At 64.2% G+C, this 10,872-nt stretch carries 14 protein-coding genes; 7 read left to right on the forward strand and 7 right to left on the reverse strand.

Annotated elements, in window-relative coordinates; genetic code table 11:
* The 3 genes from WBB85_RS03450 to WBB85_RS03460 all read left to right on the forward strand — a co-directional run.
* Positions 1 to 783, forward strand: a 783-nt coding sequence (locus WBB85_RS03450; RefSeq protein WP_432637222.1) for a phosphotransferase, incomplete at its 5' end; no start/stop codon positions are given.
* A complete protein-coding gene (locus tag WBB85_RS03455) occupies positions 780 to 1,892 on the forward strand; it encodes a glycosyltransferase (RefSeq protein ID WP_432637223.1) in 1,113 nt (370 codons plus the stop codon). The genes WBB85_RS03450 and WBB85_RS03455, both read left to right, overlap by 4 nt.
* Complete coding sequence (locus tag WBB85_RS03460) at positions 1,889 to 2,434, forward strand: histidine phosphatase family protein (RefSeq protein WP_432637224.1); 546 nt, start codon at positions 1,889 to 1,891, stop codon at positions 2,432 to 2,434. Before WBB85_RS03455 ends, WBB85_RS03460 begins: the two co-directional genes overlap by 4 nt.
* Before the next feature lie 165 nt (positions 2,435 to 2,599).
* Here the strand turns inward: WBB85_RS03460 and WBB85_RS03465 are convergent, their stop codons facing one another.
* The 4 genes from WBB85_RS03465 to WBB85_RS03480 form a co-directional block, all read right to left on the reverse strand.
* Positions 2,600 to 2,785 carry a Trm112 family protein gene (locus WBB85_RS03465; protein ID WP_432637225.1) on the reverse strand — a complete coding sequence of 62 codons (186 nt, stop codon included), beginning with the start codon at positions 2,783 to 2,785 and terminating at the stop codon, positions 2,600 to 2,602.
* The gene (locus WBB85_RS03470; protein WP_432637226.1) at positions 2,782 to 3,420 is read right to left on the reverse strand and encodes an LON peptidase substrate-binding domain-containing protein; all 639 of its coding nucleotides are present in this window, start codon (positions 3,418 to 3,420) and stop codon (positions 2,782 to 2,784) included. Before WBB85_RS03470 ends, WBB85_RS03465 begins: the two co-directional genes overlap by 4 nt.
* A gap of 26 nt (positions 3,421 to 3,446) precedes the next feature.
* Positions 3,447 to 4,355, reverse strand: a complete 909-nt coding sequence (gene trxA, locus WBB85_RS03475) for a thioredoxin (protein ID WP_432637227.1) — start codon at positions 4,353 to 4,355, stop codon at positions 3,447 to 3,449.
* A 113-nt stretch (positions 4,356 to 4,468) separates the two neighbouring features.
* A complete protein-coding gene (locus WBB85_RS03480; protein ID WP_432637228.1) occupies positions 4,469 to 4,801 on the reverse strand; it encodes a hypothetical protein in 333 nt (110 codons plus the stop codon).
* A gap of 293 nt (positions 4,802 to 5,094) precedes the next feature.
* On the opposite strand from WBB85_RS03480, the gene WBB85_RS03485 reads away from it, so the two are divergent.
* On the forward strand, positions 5,095 to 6,345 hold the full coding sequence (locus WBB85_RS03485; protein ID WP_432637229.1) for an AAA family ATPase: 1,251 nt from the start codon (positions 5,095 to 5,097) through the stop codon (positions 6,343 to 6,345).
* A 22-nt stretch (positions 6,346 to 6,367) separates the two neighbouring features.
* Here WBB85_RS03485 and WBB85_RS03490 read toward each other — a convergent pair whose 3' ends face one another.
* Together WBB85_RS03490 and WBB85_RS03495 are read right to left on the reverse strand one after the other, a co-directional pair.
* Positions 6,368 to 6,784: a lysozyme inhibitor LprI family protein gene (locus WBB85_RS03490; protein ID WP_432637230.1), complete on the reverse strand. Its 417-nt coding sequence runs from the start codon at positions 6,782 to 6,784 to the stop codon at positions 6,368 to 6,370.
* Positions 6,785 to 6,904: 120 nt separating this feature from the next.
* The gene (locus tag WBB85_RS03495; protein ID WP_432637231.1) at positions 6,905 to 8,200 is read right to left on the reverse strand and encodes a vWA domain-containing protein; all 1,296 of its coding nucleotides are present in this window, start codon (positions 8,198 to 8,200) and stop codon (positions 6,905 to 6,907) included.
* A gap of 70 nt (positions 8,201 to 8,270) precedes the next feature.
* Here WBB85_RS03495 and WBB85_RS03500 point away from each other — a divergent pair, with 70 nt between their 5' ends.
* Positions 8,271 to 9,035: a DUF6502 family protein gene (locus WBB85_RS03500; protein WP_432637232.1), complete on the forward strand. Its 765-nt coding sequence runs from the start codon at positions 8,271 to 8,273 to the stop codon at positions 9,033 to 9,035.
* A complete protein-coding gene (locus WBB85_RS03505; RefSeq protein WP_432637233.1) occupies positions 9,032 to 9,235 on the forward strand; it encodes a hypothetical protein in 204 nt (67 codons plus the stop codon). Before WBB85_RS03500 ends, WBB85_RS03505 begins: the two co-directional genes overlap by 4 nt.
* Before the next feature lie 2 nt (positions 9,236 to 9,237).
* Here WBB85_RS03505 and dapD read toward each other — a convergent pair whose 3' ends face one another.
* The gene (dapD, locus tag WBB85_RS03510) at positions 9,238 to 10,065 is read right to left on the reverse strand and encodes a 2,3,4,5-tetrahydropyridine-2,6-dicarboxylate N-succinyltransferase (RefSeq protein ID WP_432637234.1); all 828 of its coding nucleotides are present in this window, start codon (positions 10,063 to 10,065) and stop codon (positions 9,238 to 9,240) included.
* Between the two features lie 166 nt (positions 10,066 to 10,231).
* Between dapD and WBB85_RS03515 the strand changes: the two genes are divergently transcribed.
* Positions 10,232 to 10,872, forward strand: a 641-nt coding sequence (locus WBB85_RS03515) for an LOG family protein (protein WP_432637235.1), incomplete at its 3' end; no start/stop codon positions are given.

Here is a 10,872-nt window from a genome sequence, read left to right on the forward strand (position 1 = left end):
GGCCTGTCCTGCACCTTCCGCTGCCTGCGCCACGACGGCGTGGCCTTCTATATCAAACTTCAGCGCGACGCGCCGGTGGCGCGTCTGGCGACCGGAAATGCGGTGTTGGCCGACGCCCTTGAGGGTACAGGATTGCGGATCGCGCGCGTTGTGGCCGTGAATGTAGACCTGCGGGCAGTATCCTATGCCTCGGCTACCGGGCAGGATCTTGAGCAGCTTCTGGCCCCGATGAGTGGCGCAGAGGCAATGCGTATGGTGGCGCGGGTCTGCACGTCACTTCAAAGCCTCTGGTCAGCCCCGAACACGCCCGCCCGGCTGCTGGACAGGCAGGCCCTGCTTGCCCGCTCCGAGATTTCCGGCCGCATGATCTGCGCGGCGGCCCCAAGGCTGGCCGGACCTTGCCGCACCATTCTCAACAGGCTTGCAACGACACCCGCGCGGCTGCCACTGCGGCCGATCCACGGCGATTTCAAACTGGAACATGTGCTGATCGGGGCCGGCGGGATCACCCTTATCGATACCGAAAGCCTGTCGCTCGGACCGCCCGACTACGATCTGGCGCAGTTTTACGGTCGATTGCACATGGCCGCGCAGGCCGGAACCATGCCCGAGGCGTCGGCTCGTACCGCCTGCCAGGCTGTCATGCAGTCGGCAGGCAATGGCTTTGACTGGTGTCTTGGCGTTGTCGCGATGCGGCTTGCCAAGTTCCATGCTCAGCGGCCAGGTCCATTGAGCGCGGAACTGGCAGCGGACATCCTGCACCGTCTGCGGCAGATCCCATGACCATTGGTGTGACCCATGTCCTGAACACGCCCGGACATGGCGGGGTGCCCCGTGTCGTCAGGGCTCTGGTCAGTCGGACCGACAGGAAACGCTATGCGCCGTCGGTCTTTTTCCTGAAGCCCGGAGAGGGGATTGACCTCTTCTCGGGGTTCGATGCGCCTCTCGAGGTGGCAGAAGAGGGGCTTGGCAAGATGGGCGCGATTGCCGCCCTTGCCGGGTTTCTTGAGGCCGGGGACATCTCTGTCCTGCATACGCATTCCTTCCGGCCCAACCTCTACGGCCGTTTGGCAGGCGCGCTTTTGCGCCCGGCGGGTCTCAGGATCGTCGCGCATTACCACAATGACTATGCCGACAAATGGGCCGACCCATCCGCGATCACACTTGAACGCCGTCTTGGCCGGATCACCGATGCGCGGATCGCCGTTTCGGGTGCGGTTGCGGAGCATGTGAAAGAATGGACCGGAGCCGAACCCGCCAATTTGTCCGTCATCCGCAACGGGCTCGACCTCGACCGTCTGGCATGCGCTGATCGGGCGCGCGGCCGCAGGGCCCTGGGGCTGGAAGACGGGCATGTCTGTATTGGCCTTGTCGGACGGATATGTGCGCAAAAAGGGATCGATACCTTCGTCGAGGCGGCGCTGCGGCTGCTGCCGGACCAGCCCCAAGCCCGGTTCGTGGTGCTTGGCACCGAAGAGGACAAGGCATTGGCTGCCCGCCTGCGGTCGCGCGCGGCCGACGCACCGGATCAGGCGATCCGTTTGCTGGGTCACCGGGAGGATATCGGCGACATTCTGGCCGCGTTCGATATCCTTGCCGCGCCATCGCGATGGGAGGGCTTCGGCCTGTCAGTGGTTGAAGGTATGGCGATGGGCCTGCCCGTCATCGCCAGCGATGTCGGTGGCATTCCCGAAGTGACGCAAGGCACGGCCCGGCTGATCCCGCCGGACGATCCGGGCGCGCTTGCGGTCGAGTTTGGGGCTCTGATCGGCGATTCGTCCCTGCGTCTGTGCCTTGGCCGTTCCGCGCGTCGTCAGGCGCAGAGCTTCGACTGGTCCACGACGGCCCGTTTGGTGGACGGGTTATACGACACGCTGCTGGCCAGACCATGATCATCCACCTTGTCCGGCATGGAGAAACTGCAAGCAATGGCCAGAGCTACGCGGGCCGCACCGATCACGCGATGACGGAGGCCGGGCACCGTCAGGCGCGACTTCTGTCCGAAACGCTGCGACACGGGCCCATCGGCACGGTGCTGACCAGCCCGCTCCGGCGCGCAAGAGATACTGCAGCGCCGGTCGCATCGGCACATGGGCTGATCCCGATTGTGGCCCCTGATCTCATGGAATTCGACTTCGGTGCCTATGAGGGGATGTCAAAGCAGGCGACGGGTTTGCGCCTTCGCAAGGATCACCTGTTCAAACCCGTCCCGGGCGGGGAGAGCCTCTTTGATCTCTGGAGCAGGGCCGGGCGTATCGCCCGGCGATTGCGTGCGTTGCCGGACCAGAGCACTGATGTGGTTGTTGTCGGTCACTTCTGGTCAAATAGGCTGCTTTTCGGCCGTCTGATGGGGTTTGAATTCGAACCTGCCTGCCGCAACCGGGATTATCGACCGGAATGCGGGTCGGCCGAACGCATTTCCCTCATGCGGTGACGGGTAAGGCATTACGGGCACGAGGGGTGCCCTCAGGCGTTGGCAGAAGCTTGAAAACCAGACTGCTGAACCCTCAGCGAATGATCGATCAGAATGCGGGTCGCGGAGCTGACGTCAGACCGAGAGCCACATGACCCTCACTGATCCCGAAGCAATTCCATGCCGTCAATCGTCCAGACGGCGGGCTTCGTTAACCAGCATGATCGGAATGCCGCCCCGGATCGGAAAGGCGAGCTTGGCGGGCTTGGAGACCAGTTCCTGCGCCTCGGCATCATAGCTGAGCGGCGACTGGGTCAGCGGACAGACCAGCGCCTCCAGCATACGCCGGTCGAATTTGCCTTCCTCACTCATTGCAACACCTCCTCGCCACCACCCCTGACGGCGAATTCCATCAATGTCACCAATGTCTCCCGCCGGGTCTGTAGCGACGGTGCTTCCAGCAATGCCTGTTTGTCCTCAGGCTCGAACGGGCAGAGCATGGAGAGTGAGTTGATCAGCAACTCGTCGTCCGCCTCTTTCAGGTTGTCCCAATCTGTCGCCAGTTCTTCCGCGCTGAAGTAACGCGACAGCAGCGTCAGAAAACGGGCGCGGTCAAAGCCCGCATCCAGTTCGGTCACGCCGCGATCACGTTCAAACCCGTCCCAGTGCACATTGCCGGACAGATAGGGCGCAAAGCCAGAGACTTCACGCTGAAGACGAAAGCGGCTGATGCCGGTCAGTGTGATCATGTAGCGGCCGTCATCGGTTTCCGAAAACCCCGTGACCCGTCCCGCGCAGCCGATTGAGGCAAGTTCGGGCTGACCGTCACCCCCGGGGCGCGGCTGGATCATGCCGATCAATCGGTGGCTGGTCTTCAGCGTGTCTTCCAGCATCGCCAGATAGCGCGGCTCGAATATCTGCAGCGGCAGGCGTGCGCGCGGCAAGAGAAGCGCCCCCGGAAGAGGGAAAAGCGGGATCTTATCCGGCAGGTCACCGTGCAACTTCATGACCCGATCCTAGCGGGAGACGTCGCTCACGCAAAGATCATTGAGGAAAGTTTGCGCCGCCCCTTCAGAACGATAGGGTCTGTAGGCTTCAGCGCCTCGAATATGGTGAAGAGCTGTGCCTTTGCCGCGCCGTCGTTCCAGTCGCGGTCGCGGCGGAACAGTTCCAGCAATTCCTCGACCGCATCCTCGACCTCGCCCGCCGCATGCAGCGCCTGCGCCAGATCGAAACGGGCCTGATGGTCGTCGGGTCCCGCTGCGACGCGGGCCTGCAACTCTGCCACCGGTCCGGCAGTCGCCGCCTGTTTCAGAAGCGCAAGCTGGGCGCGGCCTGCTTCCACTTCCGCCGACTGAGCGATCGCCGCCGGAGCCGCATTCAGGAGACCTTCGGCCTGATCCTCATTACCCATCGCCAGATGCGCACGGATAAGCCCGCCATAGGCGGCGGCGTTTTCAGGTTCTTCGCCAAGGATCGCGGCAAAGGTTTCGGCGGCATCGACGGCGGCACCCTCGGCCAGCATCGCCTCGGCCGCCTCCAGCGCCTCGCCCAGCCCGCCGTCACCGGCCAGACCGGCCAGCTTGTCGACAAACGCCTTGAGCTCGGATGCAGGCACAGCGCCCTGGAACCCGTCCACCGGCTTGCCCTGCCAGAAGGCATAGACCGTGGGGATCGACTGGATGCGCAATTGCGCCGCGATCTGCTGGTTCTCGTCCACATTGACCTTGGCCATGCGGACCTTGCCCTTGGCTGCGGTTACGGCAGCCTCAAGCGCGGGAATAAGTGTCTTGCAGGGGCCACACCATGGCGCCCAGAAATCAACGATCACCGGGATCTCGGCACTCGCCTCGATCACCTCTTTCATGAAATCCGCTTCCGTCACGTCGCGGATCAGATCGCCCGCCGCTGCGGCATCCTGTTTCTGGCCGAATTCGAGCATGTCTGCCCCCGTTTGTCCCGTATCGCCCCCTATATGAGCGCGTGAGGCCGAAAGGCCAAGGGGCTTTGGCCCGCTCGTTTGGCTCAGCCGTGCGAAATCAGGATCGGCAGGGCTTAGCTCTTGTCGAAGAACGGTGTCACCTGCGCCACGATCACCGCGTTTTCGGCCAAGGCCTTGTCCATCAACCCGCGCTCATCCTCCTCGATCTCATGACCCAGTTCGATCCGCTCATCGAGCGTGCCGTAGCCGGTGACGTCAAGCGGGGCGAGGTCCGCCTCTTTCAGCACCGCCACGGTTTCGCGCACCGCCTCGGCCTCATCCACACCCGAGGCATAGATCATCAGCGCCGCCCCGGTCGCGCCCTTCGGCAATCCGTCGCCCTTCTTGCGGCCGACCTCGACAACAAGCGTATAGACCTGCTGCGGGCGTTTCGGTTTTTCGGTCATGGGCACCTCACCTTCCCGGTCTGTCCGGGCCTTCCTGCCCATCGCATGAATGGTGCAACGCCGCAACAGGCTGACCGGGGTCGCAAAAAGCCTTTGATCCGACTCACGACAGGCGCTATGCGGTGCCTCCCTTTAGGAGAAAGGAGGGCGGAATGAGAAAAGACCTGTTCAGAATTCGGCCCTTCCAGAAGCGGGCCTGACCGCCCCCGGGGTGGTTCAAACCGACATTCCTGACCACAGCGGGGCACAGACCCCGCCAGAAGGTTCCGCCGGCTCCGGCGGAAAGGTAACCCATGTTTGAGACGATCCTTACCTATCTGGCGCAGGGCGCCGGAAGTGACATTTTTGCGGGCGGTACCGCGCTTGGCCTGCTCGGCGCTTCACTGGCGTTGGGGCGCGGCCTGCTGGCAAGCGGCTGGCAGGCGCTGTTGCGCCGGGTCATGGTGACGGTGACGCTCGACAATCGCACTGCGGCCTATCGCGGCTTTTACGGCTGGCTGACCATGACCGGCGTGCTGGCCCATGCGCGGCGCGTGCGGATCACCGATGTGCATAGCGTTGCGGGCGAGGTCTACGGTCCCGCGCCCGGCCTGCACTGGTTCTGGCGCGAGGGGCGGCTTTGCCTTTTCCTGCGCGAACGCAAGGACAGCGCGGGCCGTGACGGGCCTGCCTATGCGCGTCCCGTGGAATCGGTGTCGCTGACCTTGATCTTCGGCCGGGTCGCGACGATCCGCCGCTGGATCGCCGAGGGTCAGGCCCATCTCGCGGCGCAGGAGCGCATCGGACCCGAGATCCATGTCTTCCAGGACAGCTATTGGGAAGAGCTTGGTCAAGTCACGGCGCGCAAGGTCGAAACAGTGCTTTGCGACGATGACCGCATCGATCGGCTGGTCGCCGACATGCGCCGTTTCCTCGGCGCGCGCGGCTGGTATGCGACGCGCGGCATCCCGTGGCGGCGGGGCTATCTGCTTCACGGGCCGCCGGGCACCGGTAAGTCCAGCGTGATCCGTGCGCTTGCCTCCGAGCTTGGGCTCGATATCGCGATCCTTGATATCGGTCGGGCGGGGCTCGGGGACGAGGCGCTCAGGCAGGCCATGGTGACCGCCCCGAAAGGTGCGATCCTCGCCATCGAGGATATCGATGCCGCCTTCCGGCAGCGGAAAAAGGGCGAGGCGGTGAGTGGCGTGACCTTCTCGGGCCTTCTGAACGCCATCGACGGGGTGGCGGCACAGGAGGGGCGGGCGCTGGTGATGACCACGAACCACCCCGACCGCCTCGACCCGGCGCTGATCCGACCGGGCCGTGCGGATATGCATGTGGAGCTTGGCCTGATCGGCGCCGGGACCGCCGCACGCCTTTTCGCGCGGTTCTTCCCTGACCGTCCCGATCTGGTGCCGGGTTTCGAGGCGGCGCTGGGTGCGGCGCGGTTCACCCCGGCGGCCCTTCAGGGCTGGCTTCTGGCCCATGCCGAGGATGCCGAGTCGGCGGCCAGTGCCGAAGGGCTGATCCCGAAGCCCGTGAAAACGACGATGGCCGCCGAATAGCGGCCATCGTCTTCATCAGCGGTCAGTTGAGCGACTGCATCAACCGCGCAACCCGTTCGCGGCCAAGGTCGATCCGGCAGGCGCGAATGGCGATCCCGGTGCCCGAACCGCCGCCAAAGCTCGCCCCGACCGCCTCGCATTCGGCATCGCGGTACGCGGTCCATGCCGCCTGTGCGACGGTCAGGGCCGGGGCCATGGCGTCACGCCCGGTCACCCCGTCAAGCTCTTTCGCGGAATCCATCGCAAGGCCCAAAGCCGTCTCGACGGTACGGTCTACATTCGCCTCAACCCCGGCGAGGCAGTCGGCAATCTCCACCTGACTTTGCCGGTCGCATTCCAGCGTCGGATCGGCGAATGCGGCGGTGGACATGAACGACAGGATTGCGGCCGCGCAAAGGCCGGCAGCCAGATTCAAAGCTGCGAAGCGGTGGAGTGGCATCTTGGGGTCCATGTCCTGAGGTGAGCGATGAGATTGTTGCCCTGAAATGGTATCAGAGCCCACCCGCCACAAGCCAGTGCCCGTCGGCGGATGAGCGTAAATCTGCGATCCGGGGACCGATCAGTTGCGGCAGATCCCGGCCCGATAGGTGCCGACCTCGCGGATCACATCGCCCGCTGCGGCCTCATGCCTGCGCCCGGTCAGTTCGGTCGAAAGGATGCGGGTCAGCAATCCGGCGAGTCTTGTCACCCGGTAGCATGAGACGGTCGGCTCGGCATGCGCGTTACCCACGCCGCTGTCATCGGTCAGGAACATGTAACGCCCGCCGGTCGCGACCGAGGCCTGACGCATCAGGTATTCGGCCTCATCGGCAACTCCGCTCGCGCCTAGTGTGAAGACCTGCACCCCCTTCTCCGCCGCCCGCTTGGCGGCGCCGAGATAGGTGGCGGCGTCTTTGTTGTGCGGCGGGGCGTCGGCGACATGGATCAGAATGCGCTCACCCTTGCCGCGCCGCCAGTTGAGGCCCACTCCCGACTTCAGGGCGGCGGCGGCGGCTTCCGGGTAGTCGCCACCTCCATCGGCCCTCAAACCTCGCAGCCAGCCGGACATCTCCGACGGTTTGGAGGTGAACCCGTAGTTGCGGACGACATAGTCATCATAGTGATCGCGATAGGCGATCAGCCCGTAGCGGACGGACAGGCCGGGCGCAGTCCGGGCTGCTGCACGGGTGATGCCGATCAGTTCCTTGTTGAGAAAGGCGATCTCGTCACCCATGGAACCCGTCGTATCGACGACCAGCACGAGGTCGAGGAAATCTGGCTGCCAATCGGCGTCGAACGGCAGATCGACCCTCTGCCACTGGCCGGTTCGGAGCGTCCGCGCCGTGGTTTCCTGCCCGTTCCCGTCAAAGACCCGCATTTCGACCGATTTGAGCGCCGTGGTGCCCAGTACGCCCAGGAAAACCGCGATGCGGCCATCGGGACCGGCATAGCCGGAATGGAAAGGTTCGGCCGCACCGGGACGGCGAAGCGTATAGCGCGCGCCCGGTGCCGGTTGGCCATCAACGCCGACAAGCTGTGCGAGGACAGGTTGCGAAAGGCCGAGCTTCGGCAGCCCTGTCTCACGCCCGGCGCGGGAGAGATAGCGTGAGAACGCGTTCAGGTTCAGCGCGTCGTCGATATCGCCCGCCGTGACGACGCCGCGCCGGGCCCTGCCGGCGTAGCTGCTGCTGGAAGGAGCCTCGGTGACAATCGGCGCTGCGTCAAAGACGGGTTCCATCACGGGTTCGGCCAATCCGATTTCCTCCTCAACCATCGGCTCGGCCTCGATGACGCTGGGCGCGTCGCGAAGGGAGGGTGTGCAGGCCGCGAGCAGTGCTGCGAGGGAGGCGGCGGTAAGCATTCGGGAAGCAGGCATCTGGGTCTCCATATTAAATGTGTAATTTGCACATATCTCGACTCGCTGGACCTGTCAAAGAAAATGTGCAATGTGCACATCCATGGATATGTTCGACGCTCTCTTCGCCCCTATCGCCCGTCTGCTGGTCGCGCGCGGCGTGCTTTTTCCTGAACTGACCGAGCGGTTGAAGGCGCATTACGTGCAGGCCGCCGTGCATCAGGCCGAGGGTAAGGCGACCGACAGCCGTGTCTCGGTCCTGACCGGGCTGCAACGGCGCGACGTGGCGCGGCTGAGGTCTGAGGATGTTAAGGACCAGCGGCCCAATCACCTCGCCCGCCTCGTGGCGCTCTGGCAGACCGATCCGGTCTGGCTGAACAAAGGGCAACCCATGGACCTGCCGCGCAGCGGTGCGGCGCCGTCTTTCGAGGCGCTTGCGCAGGAGGTGCGGCGCGATGTTCACGCCCGCACCATGCTCGACACGCTTCTGGCTGCCGGGACAGTTGCACTGTCCGAGGACGGCCAGATGGTGCGGCTGATACAGGGCTCATACCAGCCGCTTGCCGGGTCGGACGACCAGTTGGCCTATCTCTCGCGCAACCTCGGCGACCATCTTTCGGCGGCCTATGAGAATGTGCAGGGCTTTGAGCCCCCGCATTTCGAGCGGGCCGTTCATTATGCCGGGCTGACAGAGGCGCAAGTCACGGAACTTGCCGCACTTTTTTCAGAACGAGAGATGGCGCTCTTTCAGGAAATCAGCCAGAATGCGGCGGCAATGAAACGGGCTAATGCGACGCCCGGCCCCCACCGCTTCCGCGCGGGGGGGTATTTCTACCGGACCGGAGAGGAAGAGTGATGCCGTACCGCCTGATCGCGCTTCTGGCGCTTGTGGGGCTGACAGCCTGTCAGGGCCGGATGGCTGAACCGGTCATGGAACCAACGCCGATGGTTGAAGAATTGGTCGTTGAAGAGCCGGTGATGGTCATGCCCGCCCCGACCGACTGCACCCCCGGCGAGGGCGACGGGATCGGCGGAACGGGCTGTCAGATCGACTGAGCTCAGTCCCGAAGAAGATCGTTGATGGAGGTCTTGGCGCGGGTCTTAGCATCCACCTTCTTCACGATCACCGCGCAGTAGAGGTTGATCCCGCCCTTAGACGGCATCGACCCCGCGACGACGACCGAACCGGCCGGCACTTCGCCATACATCACGTCGCCGGTTTCGCGGTCGACGATCTTGGTCGACTGGCCGATGAAAACCCCCATGCCAAGGACCGAGCCCTCGCGCACGATGCAGCCCTCGACCACTTCCGAACGGGCGCCGATAAAGCAGTTGTCCTCGATGATCGTGGGGCCTGCCTGCATCGGCTCCAGCACGCCGCCGATGCCGACGCCGCCCGACAGATGCACGTTCTTGCCGATCTGGGCGCAGGAGCCGACCGTGGCCCAGCCGTCGACCATGGAGCCTTCATCGACATAGGCACCGATATTGACGAAGGAGGGCATCAGCACGACGCCCTTGCCGATAAAGGCCGAGCGGCGGACGATCGACCCCGGCACCGCGCGGAAACCGGCGGCACGCCACTGGTTCTCGCCCCAGCCCTGCCATTTGGAGGGCACCTTGTCCCACCAGTTGGACCCGCCATTCGACCCGGCAATCTCATGCATGTCGGTCAGCCGGAAGGACAGCAGAACCGCCTTCTTGGCCCATTGGTTCACATGCCAGTTGCCATCCGGCTGACGTTCGGCCACGCGCAGAGTGCCGCTGTCGAGCGCGGTCAGTGTATCCTCGATCGCCTCGCGGGTTTCGCCCTTGGTGGCTGGCGTGATCGTGTCACGCGCCTCCCAGGCGGCTTCGATGGCGGTCTCAAGTGCGGCATTGGACATGGGCGTCTCCCGGTTTTGGCGTCGCGTGACGATGCCCTATAGGGCGTGACCCGCGCATAGGCAATGCGACCATGCGCACCCCGGTTGCGGCACTGGCCCCGGGCCTGCTGGCCTCGGACGCACAAACCGGCTAGGTCTGGACCGAACAGGACCAAAGAGGACGCGCATGAAAGACGACGGCCGCAACCACCCGTTTCGCGACAGCCAGCAGGATGTCGAGGCTGCCCAGCAGATCCCCGATACGCCACAGACACGGGCGCCCGCCTACCGGCTGGCCTTCACCGACGACGATTTCATGTGCCGCGAGGAACTGCGCCCCGTCCGGCTGCAGCTGGAACTTCTGAAGCCGCAGATGATCCTTGACGAACGTGGCATCGAATCGACCATCGTGATGTTCGGTGGTGCCCGTATCCCCGAGCCTTCGAAGAAAGATACCGCGCGCACCAAGACCCTCGCCGATCTTTCGGCGTTCTATGACGAGGCGCGCAAGTTTGCCCGGCTGATGACCGAACGCAGCATGGAAAGCTATGGGCGCGAGGATGTGATCGTCACCGGCGGCGGGCCAGGTGTGATGGAGGCGGGGAACCGGGGGGCTGTGGATGCGGGCGGAAGCTCGATCGGGCTGAACATTGTGCTGCCGCATGAGCAGGCACCAAATGAATATGTGACGCCGGACCTTTGCTTCAACTTCCACTATTTCGCCATCCGCAAGATGCATTTCCTGATGCGGGCCAAGGCGATCTGCATCTTCCCCGGTGGGTTTGGCACGCTGGACGAGATGTTCGAAAGCCTGACCCTGATCCAGAC

Origin of the sequence: Albidovulum sp., from assembly GCF_049646345.1 — a bacterium.
In the GTDB taxonomy this organism is placed as follows: Bacteria; Pseudomonadota; Alphaproteobacteria; order Rhodobacterales; family Rhodobacteraceae; genus Albidovulum.